22 protein-coding genes and 1 pseudogene are annotated in these 23,222 nt (G+C 57.2%); 22 read left to right on the top strand and 1 reads right to left on the bottom strand.

What is annotated here, in order from left to right:
- Positions 1–113: 113 nt before the first annotated feature.
- The 3 genes from ACSAMW_RS08850 (at position 114) to ACSAMW_RS08840 (ending at position 3,869) form a co-directional block, all read left to right on the top strand.
- Complete coding sequence (locus ACSAMW_RS08850) at positions 114–1,193, top strand: transglycosylase SLT domain-containing protein (protein ID WP_500593591.1); 1,080 nt, start codon at positions 114–116, stop codon at positions 1,191–1,193.
- An 863-nt stretch (positions 1,194–2,056) separates the two neighbouring features.
- The gene (locus ACSAMW_RS08845) at positions 2,057–2,902 is read left to right on the top strand and encodes a sigma 54-interacting transcriptional regulator (RefSeq protein WP_500594007.1); all 846 of its coding nucleotides are present in this window, start codon (positions 2,057–2,059) and stop codon (positions 2,900–2,902) included.
- A gap of 61 nt (positions 2,903–2,963) precedes the next feature.
- Positions 2,964–3,869 carry a sigma 54-interacting transcriptional regulator gene (locus ACSAMW_RS08840; protein WP_500593590.1) on the top strand — a complete coding sequence of 302 codons (906 nt, stop codon included), beginning with the start codon at positions 2,964–2,966 and terminating at the stop codon, positions 3,867–3,869.
- A gap of 39 nt (positions 3,870–3,908) precedes the next feature.
- Here the strand turns inward: ACSAMW_RS08840 and ACSAMW_RS08835 are convergent, their stop codons facing one another.
- A complete protein-coding gene (locus ACSAMW_RS08835) occupies positions 3,909–6,416 on the bottom strand; it encodes a type III effector HrpK domain-containing protein (protein ID WP_500593589.1) in 2,508 nt (835 codons plus the stop codon).
- Positions 6,417–6,622: 206 nt separating this feature from the next.
- Between ACSAMW_RS08835 and ACSAMW_RS08830 the strand changes: the two genes are divergently transcribed.
- The 19 genes and pseudogenes from ACSAMW_RS08830 (at position 6,623) to ACSAMW_RS08740 (ending at position 23,079) form a co-directional block, all read left to right on the top strand.
- Complete coding sequence (locus ACSAMW_RS08830) at positions 6,623–6,967, top strand: type III secretion system major pilin HrpA (protein ID WP_500593588.1); 345 nt, start codon at positions 6,623–6,625, stop codon at positions 6,965–6,967.
- 56 nt (positions 6,968–7,023) lie between these two features.
- Entirely contained in the window at positions 7,024–7,980 is a 957-nt protein-coding gene (locus ACSAMW_RS08825) for a hypothetical protein (RefSeq protein ID WP_500593587.1), read from the top strand.
- Between the two features lie 46 nt (positions 7,981–8,026).
- A complete protein-coding gene (gene sctI / locus ACSAMW_RS08820) occupies positions 8,027–8,401 on the top strand; it encodes a type III secretion system inner rod subunit SctI (RefSeq protein WP_500593586.1) in 375 nt (124 codons plus the stop codon).
- Between the two features lie 10 nt (positions 8,402–8,411).
- Positions 8,412–9,212 (top strand): type III secretion system inner membrane ring lipoprotein SctJ, encoded by an 801-nt coding sequence (gene sctJ, locus ACSAMW_RS08815; protein WP_500593585.1) that lies wholly within the window; start codon positions 8,412–8,414, stop codon positions 9,210–9,212.
- Positions 9,209–9,856 carry a type III secretion protein gene (locus ACSAMW_RS08810; RefSeq protein WP_500593584.1) on the top strand — a complete coding sequence of 216 codons (648 nt, stop codon included), beginning with the start codon at positions 9,209–9,211 and terminating at the stop codon, positions 9,854–9,856. The genes sctJ and ACSAMW_RS08810 overlap by 4 nt, the downstream gene beginning before the upstream one ends.
- A gap of 22 nt (positions 9,857–9,878) precedes the next feature.
- Entirely contained in the window at positions 9,879–10,451 is a 573-nt protein-coding gene (gene sctL, locus ACSAMW_RS08805) for a type III secretion system stator protein SctL (RefSeq protein ID WP_500593583.1), read from the top strand.
- 86 nt (positions 10,452–10,537) lie between these two features.
- The gene (locus ACSAMW_RS08800) at positions 10,538–10,762 is read left to right on the top strand and encodes a type III secretion protein (RefSeq protein ID WP_168085991.1); all 225 of its coding nucleotides are present in this window, start codon (positions 10,538–10,540) and stop codon (positions 10,760–10,762) included.
- A gap of 78 nt (positions 10,763–10,840) precedes the next feature.
- A complete protein-coding gene (gene sctC / locus ACSAMW_RS08795) occupies positions 10,841–12,943 on the top strand; it encodes a type III secretion system outer membrane ring subunit SctC (RefSeq protein WP_500593582.1) in 2,103 nt (700 codons plus the stop codon).
- On the top strand, positions 12,940–13,146 hold the full coding sequence (hrpT, locus tag ACSAMW_RS08790) for an HrpT family type III secretion system protein (RefSeq protein WP_500593581.1): 207 nt from the start codon (positions 12,940–12,942) through the stop codon (positions 13,144–13,146). The genes sctC and hrpT overlap by 4 nt, the downstream gene beginning before the upstream one ends.
- A 6-nt stretch (positions 13,147–13,152) precedes the next feature.
- Positions 13,153–13,503: a type III secretion protein HrpV gene (locus tag ACSAMW_RS08785; protein ID WP_500593580.1), complete on the top strand. Its 351-nt coding sequence runs from the start codon at positions 13,153–13,155 to the stop codon at positions 13,501–13,503.
- Between the two features lie 591 nt (positions 13,504–14,094).
- Complete coding sequence (locus ACSAMW_RS08780; protein ID WP_500593579.1) at positions 14,095–14,676, top strand: DcrB-related protein; 582 nt, start codon at positions 14,095–14,097, stop codon at positions 14,674–14,676.
- 26 nt (positions 14,677–14,702) lie between these two features.
- Positions 14,703–15,164: a DcrB-related protein gene (locus ACSAMW_RS08775; RefSeq protein ID WP_500592986.1), complete on the top strand. Its 462-nt coding sequence runs from the start codon at positions 14,703–14,705 to the stop codon at positions 15,162–15,164.
- Positions 15,165–15,169: 5 nt separating this feature from the next.
- Positions 15,170–19,375, top strand: coding sequence for an RHS repeat-associated core domain-containing protein (locus ACSAMW_RS08770; RefSeq protein ID WP_500593578.1), 4,206 nt, complete (start codon positions 15,170–15,172; stop codon positions 19,373–19,375).
- A 2-nt stretch (positions 19,376–19,377) separates the two neighbouring features.
- A complete protein-coding gene (locus ACSAMW_RS08765) occupies positions 19,378–19,830 on the top strand; it encodes an SMI1/KNR4 family protein (protein WP_500593577.1) in 453 nt (150 codons plus the stop codon).
- A 191-nt stretch (positions 19,831–20,021) separates the two neighbouring features.
- Positions 20,022–21,125, top strand: a pseudogene (locus tag ACSAMW_RS08760) (RHS repeat-associated core domain-containing protein); the annotation flags it as partial.
- The gene (locus ACSAMW_RS08755; RefSeq protein ID WP_500593576.1) at positions 21,122–21,526 is read left to right on the top strand and encodes a hypothetical protein; all 405 of its coding nucleotides are present in this window, start codon (positions 21,122–21,124) and stop codon (positions 21,524–21,526) included. The pseudogene ACSAMW_RS08760 and the gene ACSAMW_RS08755, both read left to right, overlap by 4 nt.
- Before the next feature lie 122 nt (positions 21,527–21,648).
- Entirely contained in the window at positions 21,649–22,056 is a 408-nt protein-coding gene (locus ACSAMW_RS08750) for a hypothetical protein (protein ID WP_500593575.1), read from the top strand.
- Between the two features lie 123 nt (positions 22,057–22,179).
- On the top strand, positions 22,180–22,500 hold the full coding sequence (locus ACSAMW_RS08745; protein ID WP_500593574.1) for a hypothetical protein: 321 nt from the start codon (positions 22,180–22,182) through the stop codon (positions 22,498–22,500).
- A 174-nt stretch (positions 22,501–22,674) separates the two neighbouring features.
- Entirely contained in the window at positions 22,675–23,079 is a 405-nt protein-coding gene (locus ACSAMW_RS08740; protein WP_500593573.1) for a hypothetical protein, read from the top strand.
- Positions 23,080–23,222: the final 143 nt, after the last annotated feature.

Below are 23,222 nucleotides of genomic sequence, written 5' to 3'. Positions count from 1 at the left end.
GGGCGATGAAAAAGGCGGGTGCCTTATCGCTTGTATGGTGCGCATGGGCAAAGGATAGGAACTGGCCGGCTGAACGCGCCACTCAGGTGCGCGTGCCTTCAGAGAACTGCCCCATGTTTACCTCACACCTTGCTAGTGTATTGAGCCCCTTGCGTTCGGAGCGTATAGGGGTATTGCTTGGAATAGCGCTGTGCGCGGGTTGCCAGGCCCCTGGCCCTGTCGAACTGGCCAGCCCACGCTCGCCCCAGGTGGTGATTCGCCCTACCTCAAACCAAGCGATTCCTGCCAGGCTCCTCGCAGACATACCTTCCATTCCTGGCCAGACGATCTGGGAGCGGGTAGGGCGCGGCACAAGCTGGTGGAGCCAGGTTGGCCCTAACCCGCGTGTATCTAGCCAAATGGCGTGGCTCATGGGCAACCCCGGGTTTGTCACACAGGCCAGCCGGCGAGCCACACCTTATGTGCACCTGATCATGCAGAGCCTGCAACAGCGTGGCCTGCCGTCGGAGCTCGCCTTGTTGCCCATGATCGAAAGCGCCTACAACCCCATGGCGGTGTCACCCCAGATGGCAGTAGGGCTGTGGCAGTTCATGCCGGCTACGGCGACCGACTACGGGCTGCGCCGTACACCTGGCTACGACGGCCGGCGTGACGTATTAGCCTCTACCCAGGCAGCCATGGATTACCTGGAGCGGCTGCATACGTTGTTCGAAGGCGATTGGCTGTTGGCTTTGGCAGCCTACAACGCCGGCGAGGGGACTGTGACCCGTGCCAGGGAAGCCAACCGCCGCAAAGGCTTGCCAGTGGACTACTGGCACCTGGAGCTGCCACGTGAGACCAAGGACTACGTGCCGCGCCTTCTGGCCTTGTCCAAGTTGATCAGCAACCCCAGCGAACACCGCCTTCGGCTTCATCCTGTGGCAGATCAGCCTTACCTTGCTTCCGTTGCGCTACCTTACCCTGTGGGGTTCAAACAGCTCTCCACCGCATGCGGCATATCCGAAAACGACCTGCGCATGCTTAATCCCGCCTATTCGAGCAGCAATACGGCAGGCGGCCCTGGCCATGTGCTAGTGCCCGTCACAGGCAGGGGGCCGCTGCTGGCGTACCTGAGTGGATCGAGCCCGGAGGGTGCTGCTGAGCCGGAACGGGTGCAGGCTTCGACAGGTGTAGTAGTAGCTGGAGTACCTTAGCTGGCTATCTAGTTGCGCATAAACGATATGTCACAGTTTGTGCAAATTTATACAAATTGTATCCATAGGCCTACATTTACAAACGTTATGGCGGGGTATTACGACGAACCATGGTAGCGCGCATGCAGCATTGTCCTCGGGCACGGTAGGTGACAAGTCGGATCCACCGTATAGCCCTTTGCCATAATTTGCTTTCCTATGTGGATTTCCCATTGCCCGAAGCGCAGCCGGTCACGGCGATCGCTGAGGGATTGCCCATGAAAACAAGGGGATGCAGGAGACACCCAATGAGGTGTCTTACAAGTTCCCTATAACTAAAGATAAGTGGGATGAGTTGGAAATTTGATGTGAGTATGTAGTGGTCTGCAATATTGAAAGGCTCTTTTTTAGTTCGTTTAAGTTCGTTGCAAACATACAGTTTTGCCCATTTATATTTTCTGAGCTTTATAATTTATAGTTGGTCAAGTCATCCACTTAAAAGAAGGTTTCAACCGTTCTGTTTCAGTTTGATTTCAGCGCTAGAGACCAGGATCGATTTTTGACGAAAAAACGGCAGAGCCCGCAAGCTGAAAGGGTAAAGCGTTGTTTTTGCTGAGATTAGGCTATCCCCTCCCTACCGTGCCGACAGGCCTATTTTTCGCGAATAGTTAAATGGTCGTTTGAATCCGACGTTTAAAAAGCGCTGTCAGCTTTTCGTAACAGCACCGTGATTTTCATCACGCTTGATATTGTTGACGGTCTCGCCAAGTGGGTTATACACTGCCGACAGCCTTCGGTGAGGGAAGTCAATGAATGGTGAAATCGATTTGCCTAGTCATATTGCCCGCCCGCAAAACAAACCCCAAGAAGTAGACCCATCTGTATTGAATTCCAGTCATCTGGATATGGATATTCTGCTTTATGGCGATACAGGTACTGGAAAAGACACACTTGCGCGGCAGGTTCATGATGCGTCTGGGCGTACGGGTGCCTTCGTAGGCATAAACTGTGCGGCTATCCCAGAAGCGCTTGCTGAGAGCCAGCTGTTTGGCGTTACCAGCGGTGCCTTCACGGGCGCATGCCGGGCGCGTGAGGGCTATATAGAAGCCTCCCACGGCGGCACCCTTTACCTGGACGAAATAGACAGCATGCCGCTGGCTTTGCAGGCCAAGCTGCTAAGGGTACTGGAGGCACGTGGAATCGAACGCCTGGGGTCAACGACCTTTGTGCCGGTCGAGTTGCGCGTCATTGCTTCAAGCCAGCGTTCGTTGGATGTACTGGTGGAACAAGGGCATTTTCGCCGCGACCTGCTATTCAGGCTCAACCTGCTAACCATCAGGTTGCCCGCCCTGCGTGCGCAGCGGGAACGGATTCTGCCATTGTTCGACCAGTTCACCCAGGCAACAGCGGCTGAGCTGGGCCGTTCCGTACCACGGTTGGACAACCACCTTACTCAGGTGCTGCTCAGCCATTCATGGCCTGGCAATATCCGAGAAGTAAAATCCGCAGCCAAGCGCTTTGTGTTGGGCTTCGGGCTGCTAGGGGGTGATTTGCCCGCACCGTTGTCCGAGCCAGGTACGGCGGGGCTGAAATCACAGCTACGCGTAGTGGAGCGCCTATTGATCCAGGATGCGCTCAAGCGTCATAAACACAGCCTGGATTCGGTCATTGAGGAGCTGGACATCCCCAAACGCACCCTTTACCAACGCATGAAGGCATTGGGCGTGTAACCGATTCAATTACTGCGAATGGGCCAGGCAGGGGGCCGGCCGTTCCGCATCGAGATCAAGCATGGGCGAGTACGACGCAGTAGACGATCACTTGGCGCTCGGCCATCACCTGGGCAACCTGGATGCCATAGCCAAGAGCCTGTCGGACCTGGGTGTTGATTTGCTGGTGGCCGGTGAAACCGGTTGCGGCAAGGACACCTTGGCTCAACGCATTCACTTCCTGTCTGGCCGCACCGGCCCTTTCGTGGCCATGAACTGCGCGGCCATTCCTGAATCCCTGTGCGAGAGCGAACTGTTCGGTGTGGTCAGCGGCGCCTACACAGGCGCGGACCGGTCACGAATGGGCTATATCGAAGCGGCCCAAGGCGGCACCCTCTACCTTGACGAACTAGACAGCATGCCCCTCACGTTGCAGCCCAAGCTGTTGCGCGTGCTGGAAACCCGTATGCTGGAACGCCTTGGCTCTACAACGCCGGTGCCACTGGACATTTGTGTGATCGCTTCGGCTCAGCGCTCACTAGACGAGCTGGTGGAGCAGGGCATGTTCCGGCGAGACCTGTATTTTCGCCTCAATGTGCTCACCTTCAAGCTCTTGCCTCTACGTGAACAACGCGAACGTATATTGCCCTTGTTCAAGCGCTTTGCCGAGCAGGCGGCGGTTGAGCAACAGCAGGTGGCTCAAGCGATCGACCCGCTGATGGCTCAGGTGCTGCTCAACCATGACTGGCCGGGCAACATCCGTGAACTGAAATCGGCTGCCAAGCGGTTTGTACTCAACCTCCCCTTGCTAGGCGAGGAAGAACCGGACAATGGCGCCACTGGCCTTAAATCACAGCTGCGGCTCATCGAGCGAACCCTGATTCAGGAGTCACTCAAGCGCAATAATCACTGCATTGAGGCGGTGCTTCGGGAGTTGGAAATCCCCCGGCGCACCCTGTACCACCGCATGAAAGAGCTGGATGTGTAACCCCGTGCCCGCCTGACTATCAGGCGGGCGAGTAGGGTTTCAATGGGCCTTTGGAATACCGAACTGCTTCAAGGTAGGGTCCACGTTGTGGTCGAACGTTTCCTGCCGCTTGTGCTTGTTCACCGCGTCCACAATGGCCTTGATACCAAAGCCAATAGCCATGATGGCGTCAATGGCCCAGCCTATAGGCCCGGCAGCCGCACCAATGGCACTCGCTGCTGCCAGGCCTGCTGCTTCACCGGCAACCATACCGGCGATACGGCCGGCCGCTGCACCAGCGATACGGCCCAGGCCCGCAGAGGCGTCCTTGCCCAAGGCTTGAGCGGCCGCGTTGTAGCCTAGCTTGCCCAGTTCTCCAGCACCTCTGGCCCCATCGTATATGCCTTTGATCGCACCACTGGTGTCGCCATCCTTGAGCTTCTGGTTGATGGTCAACAAGCTGGCCACGCTGAAGGCGCCGCCGCCGGCCGCTGCCAGCTTGCCGGTAGTACTCAGGCCTGCTGCGGAGGTCTGTTTCTCCACACTGTCACGCAGTTGCCCATACATCTGGGCGCCGGTCATTTTGCGGGTGTCGGCATCCTTGGGCAGGGTGCCGGCGTCTTTCAGTTCCTTGAGCACGCTGGCGCCTTTGCCGGTGGTGGTCAGGGCCTTCATGGTGGCTTCGGCATAACCGCTCTGTGCCGCCGCGGTCACACTGGTGCCCAGTGCTTCGTCATAGGCCATTTTCTGGCTGTCCACGTGGCCTAGCACGTCCTTGGCATCAGACTTCTGGTCTTTTTTCAGGGCGCCTTCAACCGCTTTGCCCTGTACAAAGCTTTCCTGGTACGACTGGTTGATCTTGGCCTTGAGGTCCGGGCGCTTATCCAGCACCTGGGCGGCGGTCATGGGGGTCTTGTTGCCGGAGAGCTCACCCTGCATCTGAAGCTCGGCATTCAGGCCGCCCAATGCTTTGCTGTAATCGACTGGGGTGCGGTCTTCTGGTTTTTTACCCTTGTTGGCTTCCTCGGCCTGCTTTTCTGCGGTCGCCATATCATCCTGCAGCGCTTTACCACTGATCAGGTCAGCGTTTCGCTTCACCACTGACGCTTTCAGGGCTGGATCGCTGTTAAGCATGGCGTTCTGCTGTTGGGGTACAGCCTTATCCATAAACGTTTTAACGTCCGGGTCCATCTGCAGCTGGGCAATCTTCTGCTGCAAGGCTTCGGAGGTTTTGCCCACCTTGCGCAGCTTGCTACCACCTTCAACCTGCTCCTGGGTTTCCTGGAGCTTGACCATGACAGCGGCTTTCTGCTCACCGCTGTACTTGCCCGGGTTGTTAAAAACATCCTCGTTGAGGTTGCTGATGTCCACCTTTGCCACGGCGTTGCGTGTCGCCGCGTCGCTCATCATCGAAGCGAACTCGCCACCGGTCTTGGGCGCCTGCTTCTTGATCCACTCGTCGATGTTCTTGGTGCTGATCTTCTTGTCGGCGTTGTGAAGGGCTAGCCCTTCGCCTTCGAAACCACCCTGGTCGAGCATGTGCAGGAAGCCAGGCTCGGCGAAGGTTTTGGCCGTTTGCTTTAGAAGGGAGGACAGGCCTGGGTTATCGTTGCCCTTTTGCAGGTTGTTAAGCGCGTCGCCGGTGATGTATTTATCAACCTTGCCATCTGCATTCAGCGCCGCAGCTTTAGCCAAGGGCTCGGTAGCGCGCAGCATGGCTGCCGATTGCACCATGGCCAGGGACTGAGGGTCAGCACCAGGGTTCTTTTTCTGATACTCCTCGATGTCTTTGCTGGCTGCCTTGGTCGCTTTGTCCATGTTCTTGATGAACGAGGACACGTCGTTCTTCGAAATGTTGCCGTCTGGTTTACCCCCATGCTTGCTGGTGTCGAGGGCGGTTTTCAGCGTAGGGTTGGCCTCAATGAACTCCCTAGCCTTTTTGCCATCTTCGCCTCCGGCCGCCATCATCTTGGCCGCCGCTACTGGCCGGTTCAGCTCCTTAGCCGCCTGCTCCCGCTCGTTGGGAGGCAAGTGCGCCACCAGCGCGTCGTATTTCTTCAACTCTTCGGGGGAGGAGTATTTCGAGTTATCAAGAAGCGGTGCAGGGGTTGCCTTTGGTATGGCGGTACCGTTGTCAGGCTTCGCTGCACCCTGTGTTTCGCTGGCGCCCTGGGCTGGCGCAGCAGGTGTTGTGCCCGCCGCCGGCGTAGTTGGCTTGCAGCCTGCCGCAGGCGCAGGCGGCGCATTACCTGATGTGGGCGTTGTACCGTTGCTATTTGAGCCTGGCTGCGGCTTGCCCAGGAAGAGGTCAGCAAACTGCTTGAATAGCGATTGTAAAGTGTCGTCGTTGGCGCCTGCCGTTATCGGCGGGTTCTGGATGCCCGCCGTCGCGCCTTTAAGGGGCGATACAGTGAAAGCGGTACCAAACTGGATATTGCCACCATTTCCGCCATTGCCCATGCCGCCTAGCGGCGCCTTCAGGGCGGGGTTCAAGGCAGGCATGGCCTCGCCTGCGCCTCCCTGATTGCCGATATCGCCCAGCCCGGGCGTGGTTTGAGTTACGCGCATAGCGGCACCTGCCTGTGAAAATGTAAGTGAGCTGCTGAGTGGCCGCCGGGCTGCGGACGGTTCCCACGCATTTCCACCACCCTGCGAGGCAGGACAACAACATTACGAGTACCGACGAACGGTAATGGAACCAAACGGGAAGCCAGCGCCACCTATCGGCACCACGCAATGTTGCGGGTATTCATCACACTACTGAGGTACACCCCATGGTCGGCTCCGTAAATAACCCTGGTACTGGCGTCACTGGTTTCGTAGGCGACGTAACCAATGCTGGTGGCCAATTCGCGCAAGGCATCAACCAGACCAAAGCTGGTATCAACGATCAGCAAGCCATCATCGACAGCACCGGCACCACCAAGTCGCTGGAAGCCCAGCGCGCTGAGAGTGCCAAGTCCGACGCCAACGGCGCCGCATTGATCGGCCTGCAGGGTGAAGAAACCCGCCGCAAGCAGACCCAGGACGTGCTCAACGCCATCCAGTCGGGCAAGGAAGACTCCACCAACAAGAAAATCAGTGCTACCGCTCAGAACGCCAAAGGCATCAGCTTCTAAGCGTGGGTTCGGCCCTGCCCGTACCGCAGGGCCTCATTGCGGGTTAAGGAGGCAACATGCAGGTTTCCAACACATTTCCCATTCAAGGTGCGCGCGTTCAGCCGTCCGAGGGCGGCGGCCAACAACTGAGCTCTCTTCAAAAAGCGATCAGAGAGCTTGCCAGTCAGCTAATGACAATGGATGGCAAGCTTGATGAAAGTTCTCCTCTCGGCAAGATGGTTGCCTCCAAAATGCCTAACGAAGGTCTTTTTGGTAGTGGTCAAGCTCAAGTAGAGAAGGCGTTGCAAAGCTTGATCAAGGAGAAGCTGGGCGAGAATTTCGGTTCGGACCAGGCTCAACCTAAAGCGCAGGGGACAAGTGGGACCGGCGGCGCGGGTGGTATGGGTGGTAGCGCAGGTGTGGGTGGCGCAAATGGTGGTGAAGAAGACCTGATGACCCAGCTGCTAAAGGCGCTGGTCAAGTCCATGCTCGGTGGCATGCTTAAGCCTGATGGCAAGGGGAACAGCAATTTCTCCGAAAAAGACCAGGCCATGCTGAGTAAAATCGGCGAGTTCATGGATCAGAACCCTGCAAAGTTCCCTCCACCGGATTCAGGCTCTTGGAAAACCGAACTGTCCAAGGGTGGCGGCGAGCAAGACAACCTCCTGAACGCCGACGAAACCGGCCAGGTACAAAGTGCCCTGGACATGCTTAGCAGCCAGCTTGACGCAGGTTCCGTTGGTAACGCACAAGGTGGCCTGGGCGGTAGCGGTGGATCAGGCGGCTTCGGTGGCGGGGGTAGCACGCCGATCGGCGGAGTGCCACAGGGTGGCATCTCGGCCGAGAAACTAGAGGCCGCGCTTCTGAAATTACTGGATCAGGGTGCCAAAGGACAGACCGACGGGCCGTCGCAACAGCTAACCCCTCGCCAACAGCACAACCTGGACAGCACCAGCGCCCAAACTGTGCAGGAACTGCTCAAAACCCTAGTACAAAGCAGCGATTCGCAGACCAGCCCTAGCCCTATCCGCTGATCTACGTCTGCCCGTTGCATTCGACACCGCCCTCCGGAGGCCATGCATGACCATTACATCTGTAAGCAAACACACCGCGACCAAGGCCGATCATGACCTTGAGCAGGGTTTGGTGCATGAGCCTTCCTCGGCGGACGTCGACTTCTTTTCAGCCGCCATGGGCGCCGCTCAGGTGGCAAGCGCAGGGGCAGGGCCGCTCCCGGCGTTGATGGCCGGGGCCTTGTCGGGCCGTGTACAGGCCACTGACAAGCTCTCCCAGCAGGCCATGCGCAGCATGAAGGCCGCAGCCGTGGGGGAAGACCCCACTGACATCACTGAGATGAGCCGGGCCCTGTCGAACTATTCGCTGCAAACGGCCGTGACCACCAAAGTGGTCAACAAAGTCGGCCAGACGCTCGACAAGCTCACCAACCTGCAATAGGTACGAACCTGTGAAATGGCCCACTGCACTGCTAACGCTGTGCCTGCTGCTGACCGGGTGCGGCCAGCAGACCGAACTGTTCAGCGGGTTGTCCGAGCAAGACGCCAACGATGTGATCGCTTCGCTGGCTGAACAGCACATTGAAGCAGACAAGCATTCTGCCAAGACCGGCATCGTGGTGGCCGTGGACAGTGCCGAGATCAACCGGGCGGTACGTGTGCTCGATGCGGCCGGGCTGCCCCGGCGTGCCCGCAGCAGCCTGGGCGAGATCTTTAAGAAGGAAGGGGTAATTTCTACCCCGCTGGAAGAGCGGGCTCGCTACATCTATGCCTTGTCCCAGGAGCTGGAGGCCACCCTGTCTCAGATCGATGGTGTGGTAGTGGCCCGTGTACACGTGGTGCTGCCCGAGCGAGTGGCGCCTGGGGAACCCGTGCAGCCAGCCTCGGCAGCCGTGTTTATCAAGCACACGGCGGCATTGGACCCGGACAGCGTACGGGGCCGCATCCAACAAATGGTCGCTAGCAGTATTCCGGGGATGGCGTCCGGCACTGGGCCGGATTCCCGCAAATTTTCTTTGGTATTCGTGCCAGCGGCGGAGTTCCAGGACAGCCAGCAACTGGTCAGCTTCGGGCCGTTTCTGGTGGACAGTAAGCAGGTAGGGTTCTGGAGCCGCATGGTATGGCTGGCACCGGTCGGTGTGCTGGCCTTGATCGTGCTGTTGATGCTGGTGGTACGTGCTGACTGGCGCGCGGCATTGTTCGGAAGGGTGTCGCGCCGTGGTGGCGGTACCAACTTGCCGAGCCGAGTATGAGTGACGCGGCGGCCGACATCGCGCTGGATACTTCCCTGAATGCGGACCAAGGTACGGAGCCTGCCGCCGCACCCCAGGCAGTGCCCTTGGCGGTCTCCGAGGCACAATGGGTAAGGTGGTGGTGCACACCGTGGAACGATGCCCATACCAGCTGGAAGCAAAGCTTTGCCGAGCAAGCGGGTGTGCCATTGCCCGCCTGCGAGGCTTGGGCCGGTCACCGCCCACAGGCCTTTCTGGCCTTTGCCGGTGTCTACCCGCCACAACCGCCACCGCCTGTGCCGCAGGTGTTGCAGTGGCTGTCGATGACAGCTGCCCAGCAACAGCTGGCACTGTCCCTCGTCACGTACATCTGCAATGGTCCGCCTCCAACGGAGGTAGAGGACCTTCCTGCACAGCCCCACCTGGCTTGGTGCCGAAGCCTGGCGAAGGCCCTGCGCCCCGGCTTATGGCTGGAAAGCGAAAAAACCGAAGCACCTACTTTACTGGGTGGCTGGCTGGGCCCACAGTGCTGGGCCAGGTTACGGCTGGCTTGGCCTCGGCCGGACACGCTGGCCGCCACTGACCAAACGGCGTTCACTGCCTTAGCCACTGCACGGCTCAATACCTTGTGGCCTGCTGTGTTGTGGCGGGTTGAAACACGCTAGCCTGCCTATTACGGAGATTGCCATGCTGGTCAAGCGTTCACTGTCATTGGGTGTATCTTCCCTAGCTGAGCCCATACTCAAGCGTGAACATATCGAGGACGCGCGTCGCGCTGAGGACGTGCTGGCCCAGGCCTTGGCGCAGGCCGAGCAGATACAGCTTCATGCCCAAGAGCAGGCCCATGAACAGGTCAGCCAAGCCGTGGCCGAGTTCTGGGAGCAGGCTGGTGCATTCCTGCAAGGCCTGGAAGCCGAACGCCAGAACTTCCAGGACGAGGCACTGGCTGCCGCCGAACAGCTACTAAGCACTGCCATGGCTCGCCTGCTGGATGAAGCAGGCCTGGCTGAGCGTACCCGTGCGCTGTTACGAAGCCTGGCGGCTAGCCAGCCGCTGGAGGTGAGGGCCACCTTACAGTGCCACCCAGACCTGCTGCCGGCCGTCACGCAATGGTTGGCCGATAGCCGTTTTGCATCAGTGTGGCAGGTGCAAGCCAACAGCCGCTTGGCAGACGATGTGCTTACCCTTAGCCATGCTACTGGGGCTTTCGATATTCAATGGGCCCAGCTGCGGGCCGGGCTATTGGCGGCGACGGCATAGCCTGCGCCAGCACTGGGGCGGCATCGCAGGGAACCGCCGAGGGGTTCAGCCCCACACAGGGCTGAACTCACCATGAGGCCCTCGCCATGCTAAGCCTGAAATCACTGCAGAACCGCCTTGACCATGCTTATTCCAACGCCCAGTCCGAAATGGACGACGCCGAGATGACCGCCAGCGACAGCGGTGAATTCGAAGACATGCTTGCCTTCAACGATGCCTCCCGCAAAACGCAGATGGCCAACACCATTCTCAATGAATCGCTTCGCGCCAAGCACGGCATTACCAAGTCAATCATCGACGGAATCCAGTAAACTCTTGGCCAGCAACACCATGGCCGGGGCGCGCCTCGGTCGTGCCTACCTTCGATGCATCGCTGTTGGGAGCGTGAAATGCAAAAGGCTGTAATGTGGCTGACCTGTTGTGTGCTGTTGCTTGGCCAGCAAGCCTGGGCGGCCGTGCCCGACAGTTGGAAGCAAACCGCGTATGCCTACGATGCGCGGCAGACGACGTTGAATACCACCTTGGCAGATTTTGCCAAAGAATTTGGCATGGGCCTGGACATGCCTACCATGGACGCCGTGGTCGACGGGCGCATCCGCGCTGCCAGCCCACAGGCCTTCCTGGACCGGCTGGGCCAGGAGCATCATTTCCAGTGGTTCGTCTACAACGAAACGCTGTACATCAGCCCCACTTCGGACCAGACCACTGCACGCATTGAAGTGTCGTCGGATGCGGTCGATGACCTGCAACAGGCGCTCACCGACGTTGGCCTGCTGGACACTCGGTTCGGCTGGGGTGTATTGCCTGACGAAGGGCTGGTACTGGTACGCGGGCCTGCCAAATACGTGGATTTTGTCCGTGACTACAGCCGCCAGGTAGAAGCTCCTGAGAAGGCCGAAAAACAGGACATCATGGTACTGCCCCTCAAGTATGCCAACGCGGCAGACCGTACCATCCACTACCGTGACCAGACCCTGAACGTAGCCGGCGTGGCCAGCATTCTGCAAGAGCTGCTCGAAAGCCGTTCGCGAGGCGAATCCCTCAATGGCATCAGCCTTGCCCAGCGCTCCAGCGGAACAGCCAGCGGCATGGCCAATACGCCACTGGGCCTTAACTTCGGTGGGCTAGGTGGCGGTGACACCGACATGGGCGTGCTAGAGCAAGGGATTGACCAGGTACTGGGCGGTGGCAGCGGGCGCAAGGGGCGGAATGAAAAAAGCACGGCACGGCCCCGTATCCGTGTTAGTGCTGACGTGCGCAATAACGCCGTGCTGATCTATGACCTGCCCAAGCGTCGTGCCATGTACGAGGCCGTGGTCAAGCAACTGGACGTGCCCCGTAATGTGGTAGAGATCGATGCAGTGATTCTGGACATCGACCGCAACGAACTGGCGCAGTTGTCCAGCCGCTGGAACTTCAACGCCGGGCGCATAAGCGGCGGGGCCAGCTTGCTGGATGCTGGCACCAGTTCCACCCTGTTCATTCAGGATGCGGGCAAGTTCGCGGCCGACCTGCGCGCCTTGGAAGGTAATGGCTCGGCCTCGATCATTGGTAACCCGTCCATTCTTACCCTGGAAAACCAGCCGGCGGTGATCGACTTTAGCCGTACCGAATACCTGACCGCATTGGGTGAGCGGGTGGCCAACATCGAACCGATCACTGCAGGTACGAGCCTGCAGGTGATCCCGCGGGCGCTGTCCCATGCCGACAAATCGCAGGTGCAACTGATTGTCGACATTGAAGACGGCCAAATCGATGTGTCCCAGATCAACGACGAGCAGCCAGCCGTGCGCCGAGGGAATGTGAGCACCCAGGCTGTCATCGCCGAGCATGGCTCGCTGGTGATCGGTGGGTTCCATGGCCTGGAGGCCAACGACCGTATCAACAAGATACCCCTGCTGGGCGATATCCCCTACCTGGGTAAACTGCTGTTCCAGTCCCGCAGCCGCGAGTTCAGCCAGCGTGAGCGTTTGTTCATCCTCACCCCACGCTTGATCGGTGACCAGGTGGACCCATCGCGCTATGTGGACAACGGCAACCCTCATGATGTGGATGCGCAGATGGACCGTATCGACACGCGCCGCGATGGGTTCGTGAAGCCTACCCGAGGCGAGATTGAAAAGGCGTTCAGCCAACTGCTCGATGGTGTATCCCCACCGGGCTTCAGTGCGTCGACGGCACTGCCATTCGAACCGCAAACACTGTGTGACCCAGGCAACGGCCTAGTGCTCGATGCTCAGCGCTCCCAGTGGTTTGCACGCAAAGACTGGGGTGTGGCGGTGGTGGTGGCGAAAAACGATACTGGCAAACCGCTGCGCATCGATGAAAGCCGCTGTGGTGGGCGCTGGGCCATGGGCGTGGGTGCCTGGCCCCATGCGTGGCTGCAGCCGGGTGAGGAGAGCGAGATCTACATCGCACTGCGCCAGCCTAAACAATCCTTGAAAAATGCAGCTCAGGGCCGTACCTCGCTGCTTCGGAGAACCGCACCATGAAGCCCGGTCGTGTACTGATTACCCTCGTTGCACTGGCCGTACTCGCTGGTTGTGCCAGCCGTGAAGGCTGCTCCGGTTACGCATGCAAGCGGCCAGACTCCACTGACCGGCAGTTGGTGGTGTGGTGGCCCGAAGATATGCGTCAGGGCCTTAATGACCGAGACCCACAGGTAGATTTCACTGTGGTCCCGTTGAAGGATTGATGCCCTATGATCCAGGTGGCGGAAAAAGGCGCCTTTTACGAACACCTGCTCGCTGAGCGGGCGGCCACCTGGCCCATCGCCAAAGGCGTGTGTTTTGTCAGTTGCCGTGAGCATCGCCGTTGGGGCCTGGCTTTGCAGGTTACCGGCCAGGTGCTTAGCGCACAGCAACTGCGCACGGCGCTGGCCAGGCGCTTTCGTGAAGCCGAGCGTTTCAATGACTACTTCCTGTTCTTCGACGCCCGCCAGGCTTTCGTCATCTGGCGCGGCCTGCCCCAGGGCGTAAGCCCTGCCGTGCCATTGGACGACATCCGCAGCGCCCAGTTGGCCCTGGCAGGGCTTGAGCATTTGTTTAATTAAGTAAATGCTGGGCGTAGCACCTTAAGAGAGTTTTTAGAAGCCTCTTGGAATAGAAGCTTTATTACGAAATATTTTAAGATCGAACGCTCTAAATGAGCGCTCTGCCTGGCCTTGATGTTTGCTTTTATAACCCAGCTTTAACCCCTTTTAAATGTTTTTGCACTTACTGTTTTGTACTAGAAAATCTGTTTAATTGTAAAAAAACTTTGCGCGCCGAGTGCCAAGCGTGAACCTCCATGCTTCGCGCAAACGCCCGGTGATCGTTGGCTTTAATGGGTATTATTCCCTTCAAAAGCGCATCCTGCCGATCACGTTAAGCCCCCCGCCATGTTCGCTAGTTGGGTTGACAGCCTGTTATGGAAGCGTGTTTCCTTGCGCGCCAACCTGCTTTAAAAGTGAACCCCTTCCCCTGCAGGGTTGAACCGCTGACTTACTCGTTGTTTCGAGGCCGTTAGTGCAGCGGGCTATGCCCAGCAAAGTTCTCCTGGGAAGCCGCCTGGCTTATTTGAAAGGAAAGTCGATCAGCGTGCTGGGCGAAAACACCTTCGTACAAGGCGACCGGGTCGATATCAACCAGTGAGACAACAGCCCATGGCCAGACCAAGCCTGTACGACCGCATTGCCGCCAAACGTATTGCCGACGAAGAAGCGGCCCGCCTTGCCGCGCTTCAAGCCCCGGTGGTGGAAGCGGCACCCGAGCCGGAGCCCCAGGCCGTTACACCGCTGCAGGAGGCACCCAGCTGTTTCAGCTTTGGGGGCCTGCAGGTGAGTTTCCCGGCACGCGCCCGCCTGCTCGCCGTCCAGGCCACGGTGGACTACAAGGGCGAACCGCTCACGGTGGCGATCAAACGTAGCCCGGTGCGGGAAGGTGACGCGCTCGGTGTGCTCTTCGAACGCGCCCTGCAGGCCTTCAGTGCGCAAGCGCCGGGCCTGCGGGTGATCCGTCAGCAGGGCTGTACGCTTCTGGGATGTGATGCCCAGGCAGTGGATGTTCATATCAACGCGCAGGGCAAGGCGCAGCACGCACGGCTGGTGGGGGCACTGGTGCCCCAGGCAGGCAGTGACGCCCTGCAATGGCTGGAAGTGTCCTGCCAGATCGACCCTACCCAATCCGAGCTTAGCGGCTGGTTGACACACTTCGATAGCCTGGTGGCCGACTTGGCCGCTGGCTGATTTTCGATACAAGGAGTTCCTGTTACATGGAATACGCATTGCAAGAAGGCAATATCACGCTGCCAGAAGGTTTTCAGGACCGTACCGTCAACATGTTCGTGCTGGGTTCAGTGCTGCCGGCGCCCTTGAGCATTACGGTGTCCAGGGACACGTTGTTGCCGGCCGAAACGCTGCAGGCCTATGTGGACCGGCAGGTCAAGCTGATGGCCTCCAAGCTGCGCGGCTATACCGCCCTTGGCCGCAAAGCCGTGTTTCTTTCGACCGAGGCGCCCATGGAGGGCGTGCAGATCGATGCGTACTACATGGGCGAAGGACGGCCCTACTATCAGCGCCAGGCCGCGTTTCTGATCGAGCCGACACGCGCTCTGGTGTTCTCGACCACCTCTGCGGCTGATTTCAGCCCTGAACAGACCCAAGGGTGGGCAGACCTGCTGGCCAGCTTCCAGCCTCGCCTGCCAGCGACCCCCGCCACCCTCGAACAGGAGTAACGCCCATGTTCGAGGCAGCACGGTTTGGCGACGAGATCGCCCACTCCGGCGCAATGGGCGGCTTTGTGTTGGGCGCTGTCATTGGTATTGGGCTGGTAGCGGCCGTGGCGGTGACTACCTTCACCTGCGGGTTTGGCGCCGCGCTGCTGGCCGGGCTCGCTGCCGGAATAGGGGGAAGCCTGATCACTTCCTTGGGTGAAACCATCGGCAGTGGGTTTCTCTCGCCCTCCGGCACCTTGATCACCGGCTCACCCAACGTGTTTATCAATGGGCGCAAGGCCGCCTACGTGGACCAGAGCATTGGCGCCTGCGAGAAGCATCCCGGCCCGATCAAGGTGGCCGAAGGCTCCACCAACGTCTTTATCAATGGCCTGCCTGCGGCACGCAAGGGCGACAAGCTCGCCTGCGGCGCCGTCATCAATACCGGCTCGGGCAACGTCTTTATCGGTGGCGGGCAGTACCGCTACCTGCCCGTCAGCGACGAGGTGCCTTCCTGGCTGCGCGACACCGTTGGCGTGCTGATGGCCATCGCTGGCGCCGCGGGCGGTATCGTCAACGTGCTCAAGATGGGTACCCAGGCGGGCATGAAAGCCATGCTGCCGTGCGCCCTCAAGTTCACCGCCGGCTTTATCGGCGGCGAGATGGCCAGCCGCTACGTGGCCGAGCCCGTGATCCGCCGTGCCGTAGGGGGCCTTATTGGCCACCCTGTCGACACCACCACCGGGCGCAAGCTGATCCCTGACGAAGTGGACTTCAGCCTGCCAGGCTTCATGCCCCTGGAATGGACCCGCTTCTATGCCAGCAACCTGGACGTGAACAGCGTGCTGGGCAAAGGCTGGATATTGCCGTGGGAGCAGACCCTGCGCCGTTATGGCGAGTTCGTGTACCTCACCGACAACCAGGGCCGCACGGTGCCGTTCATGGACATCGCCCCCGGCCAGCGTATCTACAACCCCCACGAGCAGGTGTACCTGGTGTGCACCCAGGGCGGCCACTACCTGCTGCAGACCCTGGACAACGTGTTCTTCTACTTCGGCGAAGTGCCCGCCAACAACACCCGCGTACCCCTGGACCGCATCGAAAACGCCCTGGGCCATTTCCTGCATTTCACCCGCACCCCGGACGGCACGCTGACCGACATCTGCAGCACCGGCGGCCTGCGCGTGCACCTGCACTACGACGAATTCAACGGGCGGCTGAGCACGGTCAAGCGCATCGTCAACAACCAGGCGGTGGAAACCCTGGTGCGCTACCGCTACGACAGCCAGGGCCAACTGGCCGAGGTGATCAACCGCAACGGCGATTCGGTGCGCCAGTTCAGCTACACCGATGGCCTGATGACCCGCCAAAGCAACGCCCTGGGCCTGGCCTGCGAGTACCGCTGGGACACCCTGGGCGACCAGCCCCGCGTGGTGGAACACCGCACCAGCGATGGGGAGCATTTCCAGTTTCGCTACGACCTGGACGCGCGCACCACCTGGGTCACCGACGTGCTGGGCCGCGAACTGCAGGTGCAGTACAACCGCGAGCACCGGGTGATCGCCAGCCAAGACTACAACGGCGACCGCTACGCCATCGACCTGGACGACAGCGGCAACATGACCGGCCTGGCCCTGCCAGACGGCAACCGGCTCACCTTCGTGTACGACGAATTCGCCCGTCTGGTCAGCGAAACCGACCCCCTGGGCCGCACCACCCGCTACCGCTACCACCACCTCACCACGCTGGTGACCCAGGTGGACTATCCCGACGGCAGCACCGTCAAGGCCCACTACGACGCCCTGGGCAACCTGCTGGACGAGACCGACGCCCTGGGGCAGATGACCGAGTACCTCAACGGCGACGACGGCGTACCCCACACCATCATCGACCCCACCCTCAAGCGCAAATACCTGTGGTGGAACACCCTGGCCCAGGTGGAACGCTTCCAGGACTGCTCGGGCAAAAGCACCCACTACCGCTACGACGACCGCCACCACTTGGTGGCCGTCACCGACGCGCTGGGCCAGACCACCACCCTTGAGCGCAAGCCCGAGGGCGAGGTACTGAGCCTGCAGCACCCGGATGGCACTCGAGAGCATTTCACTTACAACGCCTTGGGCCAGGTGTTGACCCACACCGACGGCAAAGGCCAGACCACGCGCCTGCAACGCAACAGCCGCGGCCTGCCTACTCGTCGACAAGACGCCAGCGGCCACACCGTCAGCTACGCCTACGACAAGGTGCAGCGGCTGATAGGCCTGAGCAACGAGAACAACGCCACTTACCGCTTTGCCTACGATGCGGCCGACCGCCTGATCGAAGAACAGCGCATCGACCAGCTCACCCGGCGCTTTGCCTACAACGCAGGCGGGCATCTGACCCAAGTGGAAGAGATCGGCTTTGGGGAGCGGGGCGAACGGCCGGAGCGGATCACAGTATTTGAGCGCGACACCATTGGCCGCTTGCTGGCTAAGGTGAACGAAGATGGGCGGCAGACGTACGACTACGACAAAGGCGACCGGCTGCTCTCCATCGAGCGCCATGTCACCTTTACCGGCAAGAAGCGCGGCATCGCCCCGGAGAAGCTGACGTTTGCCTATGACGTCCTCGGCCGACTCATAAAGGAAACCACCCCGCAGGGTGAACTGAGCTACGAATACGACCCCCTCGATAACCTCATTACGCTTACCTTGCCGACCGGCCAGCACCTGAACCACCTGTACTACGGCAGCGGGCACCTGCACCAGCTCAACCTCGACGGTCAGGTCATCAGCGACCTGGAGCGCGACGACCTGCACCGGGAGATCCATCGCACCCAGGGCCGGCTCACCAGCTGTTTCGGCTACGACGCCAGAGGCCGCAAGGCCTGGCAGTACGCCACAACCCTGCCCAGCGAAAAGCTGTCAAAGATCCACACGCCTGCGGTCCAGCCTTTTCTTTACGTGGAGCACGCCTACAACCCCATCCACCGGCGCTACCACTACGACCCGGCCGGTGAACTCAGCCGCACCGTGGACAAGCTGCGCGGGGAGATCAGCTACACCTACGAAGCCAACGGCCGGCTGCACAGCAGCGGCACTGGCCGGCTCGTGGACAGCGAAGAATTCCGCTACGACCCCGCCGCCAACCGCCTGAACTTCAATACCCGCCAGTTCGATCACGTACGCGACAACCGCCTCAGCACCTGGCGAGACCAGACCTACACCTACGACCCCTGGGGCAACCTGATCGAGAAAACCAGTGGCCACAGCCGGCTGCAGACGCTCGCCTACGACTGTGAAAACCGACTCGTTGAAGTACAGACCTATGTGCAAGGCAAACTGGAAAGTATCGGCACCTACCGCTACGACAGCCTTGGTCGCCGGGTGGCCAAACGTGTCGAAAAGGACGGTCACACCGAACACAAACACTTCCTCTGGCAAGGCCTGAGGTTACTGCGGGAGGAGGGGCCGGGGCACAGCAGGCTGTACCTGTACGAGCCGGACAGCTATGCACCATTAGCCCGTGTCGACACGGCCGAAGGTGATACCGAAAACCGGGTGTACTACTTCCACACCGACCAGATCGGCACCCCGTTGGAAATGACCGACGCCGAAGGGCAGATCGTGTGGCAGGCCAAGTACCGGGCTTGGGGCGCTATCGATGCCATGGTCGTGAACGAGGTGGAGCAGAACCTGCGCTTCCAGGGCCAGTACTTCGACGACGAGACGGGGCTGCACTACAATACGTTCCGGTACTACGATCCGGAGGTGGGGCGGTTTACCACACAAGACCCGATTGGGTTGTTGGGTGGGGAGAACCTGTACCAGTATGCGCCGAGCCCGGTGGGGTGGGTGGATCCGCTGGGTTGGAGTTGTGAACTTTCTTCGAAGATGGTTAAGCCGGTAAATGACAGGCTTCCGATCAATGGGAGATATGCTGGGAAAACGTATCCGCTTCAAAATTTACCGGTCTCTATAAGGAATAAGTACCCACACAGTGTTCCATTCAACCATGCTGGGTTCCCTGACTTTTCTAGATACTCGATTAAAAATGTGAGGATTGAGCTTGGTCGAACACGGGCTATAGATTTTGCAAGAGCGGATAAAGCTGTAGGCTACAATAGGTTGAATCCAAGGCCTTCAGATTATACTTGGCACCATAATCAGGAGTCAGGATTCATGCAGCTTATACCTTCAGATATACATGCGGCCGTAAAACATACGGGCGGAATAGCTATGGGGAAATAGTGATGGCGATCATAAAAAATTCGAAAGATGGGGTCTCTGCGAGCGCCATTGAGAATTTAGAGTATAAGCTAAGAATAAAAATACCAAATGATTATCGCGAGTTTTTGAAAAGTTATCAGGGTGGATATCCTGAGCCCGACGGCTTTAGTTTTGATGATGAAAAAAATGGATCGAACGTTGATCGTTTTTTAGAGCTTTGCGGACGGGATTTGAATACAATTGAGGGGTGTCTCAACTTCTACAGCGGACGATTTCCTGAGGGAATGATCCCTATTGCGCGTGATCCTGGAGGAAATTTGATATTGCTAGGAAATGGGGGGGCTTTTGACGGGGTATACTATTGGGATCATGAGGGTGAATCTGATGAAGGGGAAGATGTACGCACTGACAACATATACTTGATCAACAAAAGCTTTGACGGATTTCTATCGAAGTTATATGAGATTGAGGGGTGAGCATTATTCATGCGATGCTTAAGGCTAGTACTGAATCATGTGACTATTCTGTGACATTGCTTAGGTCGGCATGATCAACATCGTATGACTGCAGCGCAACCGCCTTGGCCTGTCCACCCATCGACAAGGCGTCAGCGACTACATCGTGAGTTACGCCTCGACAAGGTCCGGCGCTTGGCACCTTAGACTAGTTGCGCGGCGAGATCAGCTACACGTACGAACCCAACGGCCGGCTGCACAGCAGCGGCACTGGCCGGCTCGTGGACAGCGAGGAATTCGGCTACGATCCCTGGGGCAACCTGATCGAAAAAACCAGTGGTCACAGCCGGCTGCAGACGCTCGCTTACGACTGTGAAAACCGGCTCGTTGAAGTACAAACGTATGTGCAAGGCAAACTGGAAAGCGTTGGCACCTACCGCTACGACAGCCTTGGCCGCCGGGTGGCCAAGAGTGTCGAAAAGGACGGCAACACCGAACAAAAACACTTCCTCTGGCAAGGCCTGAGGCTACTGCGGGAGGAGGGGCCGGGGCACAGCAGGCTGTACCTGTACGACCCGGACAGTTATGCACCGCTGGCCCGTGTCGACACGGGCGAAGGAGATACCGAAAACCGGGTGTACTACTTCCACACCGACCAGATCGGCACCCCGCTGGAGATGACTGACGCCGAAGGGCGGATCGTATGGCAGGCCAAGTACCGAGCCTGGGGCGCTATCGACGCGATGGTCGTGAACGAGGTGGAGCAGAACCTGCGCTTCCAGGGCCAGTACTTCGACGACGAGACCGGGCTGCACTACAATACGTTCCGGTACTACGATCCGGAGGTGGGGCGGTTTACCACACAGGACCCGATTGGGTTGTTGGGTGGGGAGAACCTGTACCAGTATGCGCCGAGTCCGGTGGGGTGGGTGGATCCGCTGGGGCTGTCGACTTGTGGGCCTAACAAAAAAACAAGTTATGAGGCCGTGAGTAGAAGAGACGCTTTTAAACAGGCGAAGCGTGATGCTGGTATACCTAACACGCAAAGCCCTACGGTTGAAAGAATAAAGCTAGAAGATGGTTACGGTAATGTGGTAAAAAATTCAAAAGGTGCCGTAGTGGAAACTCGTAATTATCACTTTACTAATAAAAATGGCGAAATAATAATCATCCAAGAACATAGTATTGGTCACTCGAAAGCTGTGCTTTTGAGAGGCGCAGATCCGCATTTCAATGTGAGGCCAATTGATAAGCTTACAACAGGCAATGTCGAAGGTACTCATGGTCACTATAATTTTAATTGGAGGTTTAAATGAATTTGCTTGATGTTGTTTTGCGCAAAGAATTTCTAGTCAAGCTTTTTCCGCAAGGTCTGGCTGAAGTGCTAATGGTTGGGCAAGTTAAATTCGATCCTTTTGGCAATACCACTGTCGCTCTGCACACTAGGCAGCAGCCTGCGATGGAAGTGACAAAATGGGGCAGGTGGGGGGAGAACTATAATACTATAGTCGTAATACTTTCAAGTTCGAGAATAAAAGAACTTTCAGTAAGTAATATTTCTGGGGCATTATACTCGAAAGTTGAGCTTTTGGAGGTGGAAGGTGGTTTCAGGTTCGCACAGCAATCGGATGGTTGGAGTTTTCATATGGTTTTTGACTATATCAGTTTTGATAGCTGTAGGGTTTATATAGACGGGGATGATGACATTTGTGAGTGATTGAATTTTTTCAAAGGATTTAGAGAGATAGTAAAATCCATCTCAACATCAGGCCAAATGGTAAGTCCGCCAAAGGAAATGTGAGCGGCAGCTATGGGTACTACAATCTCAGTAGGGGAAAAATGAATTTACTTGATATTCTTGACTGTAAACATTTTCTTGTTAACCTTTTTCCAGAAGGCCTGGATAAAAATTTGATGATAGGGCAAGTGAGTTTTGATTTTCTAGGTAATAGCACTGTGTCGCTGCACACTAGGCAGCAGCCTGCGATTGAAGTAAAAAAATGGGGGAAATGGGGTGAGGTATACAATGTAATAGTTGTAAAAATTTCAAGCGCCAGAGTGAAAGAGTTTTCAGTAAAAAATATCTCTGGTGCCCTATATGCAAGCGTAGATGTTCAGCAAGTGGAGAATGGTTTTAGACTTACGCAGCGCGCAGATGACTGGAGTTTTGACTTGGTCTGTGGATATTTAATGTTTGACAGTTGCAGTGTTTATCTGGATGAGCCTGATTGTCAGGTTTATCGGTAAACCCAGTGCGAATAGCGTCGCCGGCATTCATGTCCACTACGCTCTAACTTGAAAAATAAATGAATTTATTTGATGTTATTTCCCATAAAGAATTAGGTTTTTCTTAAAGGATTATCAGGGGATGTGTTGGTTGGGCAAATAGGGATTACCCCCTTCAGTGACACTAAGATTACTGTGCATACTAGGCAGCAGCCTGAGATAGAAATAAAAAAATGGGGGAAGTGGGGAGAAACCTTCAATACCGTGGCCATAGTTTTCGGTAGCGGTACGGTGAAAGATCTATTGGTAAAAAATATTTATAAGGCATCCTACGCAGCATTGGATGTTCAGAAAGTTGAAGGGGGTTTTAGATTAAAACAAATGTCAGGTGAGTGGGCGATTGATTTTACTTTTGAAGACTTAGTTTTCGATAAATGCATGGTGTACATGGATGGGGCTGATTAGCTCGTAGTATTGCAGGGCTTCGGGTTTAGAGCTTATTATAATATAGTATTGGTTAATCAAAGCTTCTCCTTTGAAAGGGGCAGGTCCTCGTTTCAATGTGAGGTTGAATTGTAAGCCTGCCACAGTCAATATCACCGGTACCCGTGGCCACTACAATTTTAACTGGAGATTTAAATGAATCTGCTTGATATTGTTTTTCATAAAGAATTTCTTGTTAAGCTTTTCCCGCAAGGCCTAGCTGAAGTGCTAATGGTTGGACAAGTTAAATTCGATCCTTTTGGCAATACCACTGTCGCTCTGCACACTAGGCAGCAGCCTGCAATGGAAGTGAAAAAATGGGGCAGGTGGGGGGAGAACTATAATACTATAGCCGTAATACTTTCTAGTTCGAGAATAAAAGAATTTTCAGTAAGTAATATTTCTGGGGCGTCATACTCAAAATTTGAGATTTTAGAAGTGGAAGGTGGTTTCAGGTTCGCACAAAAATCGGAGGGCTGGAGTTTTAATATGGTTTTTGAACATATCAGTTTTGATAGTTGTGAGATTTATATAGACGGGGCTGATGAGATTTCCATATAGGGCGCCGCATGTAGTCGTGGTAGGCGCGATAAGGTTGCCTGGTAACTGGGTGAGCCAGGGCAGATCCGGTTCAAAGCTGAATCTGACGCTCCTGTCGACACACAGCACCAGCGCTCTTACCAAGGAGGTAAGCAGGGCGCTGG

The sequence above is a fragment of the Pseudomonas sp. AB39(2026) genome (genome assembly GCF_059831485.1).
This window is presented reverse-complemented; position numbering and strand designations above follow the sequence as displayed.

Bases quoted from the DNA above. Each gene is read 5' to 3' on its own strand.
- ACSAMW_RS08800 (WP_168085991.1), top strand. From the start codon at position 10,538: ATGCTAAGCCTGAAATCACTGCAGAACCGCCTTGACCATGCTTATTCC.
- ACSAMW_RS08740 (WP_500593573.1), top strand. From the start codon at position 22,675: ATGAATCTGCTTGATATTGTTTTTCATAAAGAATTTCTTGTTAAGCTT.
- ACSAMW_RS08840 (WP_500593590.1), top strand. From the start codon at position 2,964: ATGGGCGAGTACGACGCAGTAGACGATCACTTGGCGCTCGGCCATCAC.
- sctL (WP_500593583.1), top strand. From the start codon at position 9,879: ATGCTGGTCAAGCGTTCACTGTCATTGGGTGTATCTTCCCTAGCTGAG.
- ACSAMW_RS08770 (WP_500593578.1), top strand. From the start codon at position 15,170: ATGTTCGAGGCAGCACGGTTTGGCGACGAGATCGCCCACTCCGGCGCA.
- ACSAMW_RS08850 (WP_500593591.1), top strand. From the start codon at position 114: ATGTTTACCTCACACCTTGCTAGTGTATTGAGCCCCTTGCGTTCGGAG.
- ACSAMW_RS08755 (WP_500593576.1), top strand. From the start codon at position 21,122: ATGAATTTGCTTGATGTTGTTTTGCGCAAAGAATTTCTAGTCAAGCTT.
- ACSAMW_RS08835 (WP_500593589.1), bottom strand. From the start codon at position 6,416: ATGCGCGTAACTCAAACCACGCCCGGGCTGGGCGATATCGGCAATCAG.
- ACSAMW_RS08810 (WP_500593584.1), top strand. From the start codon at position 9,209: ATGAGTGACGCGGCGGCCGACATCGCGCTGGATACTTCCCTGAATGCG.
- sctI (WP_500593586.1), top strand. From the start codon at position 8,027: ATGACCATTACATCTGTAAGCAAACACACCGCGACCAAGGCCGATCAT.
- ACSAMW_RS08780 (WP_500593579.1), top strand. From the start codon at position 14,095: ATGGCCAGACCAAGCCTGTACGACCGCATTGCCGCCAAACGTATTGCC.
- ACSAMW_RS08765 (WP_500593577.1), top strand. From the start codon at position 19,378: ATGGCGATCATAAAAAATTCGAAAGATGGGGTCTCTGCGAGCGCCATT.
- ACSAMW_RS08785 (WP_500593580.1), top strand. From the start codon at position 13,153: ATGATCCAGGTGGCGGAAAAAGGCGCCTTTTACGAACACCTGCTCGCT.
- ACSAMW_RS08825 (WP_500593587.1), top strand. From the start codon at position 7,024: ATGCAGGTTTCCAACACATTTCCCATTCAAGGTGCGCGCGTTCAGCCG.
- sctC (WP_500593582.1), top strand. From the start codon at position 10,841: ATGCAAAAGGCTGTAATGTGGCTGACCTGTTGTGTGCTGTTGCTTGGC.
- ACSAMW_RS08750 (WP_500593575.1), top strand. From the start codon at position 21,649: ATGAATTTACTTGATATTCTTGACTGTAAACATTTTCTTGTTAACCTT.
- hrpT (WP_500593581.1), top strand. From the start codon at position 12,940: ATGAAGCCCGGTCGTGTACTGATTACCCTCGTTGCACTGGCCGTACTC.
- ACSAMW_RS08775 (WP_500592986.1), top strand. From the start codon at position 14,703: ATGGAATACGCATTGCAAGAAGGCAATATCACGCTGCCAGAAGGTTTT.
- ACSAMW_RS08830 (WP_500593588.1), top strand. From the start codon at position 6,623: ATGGTCGGCTCCGTAAATAACCCTGGTACTGGCGTCACTGGTTTCGTA.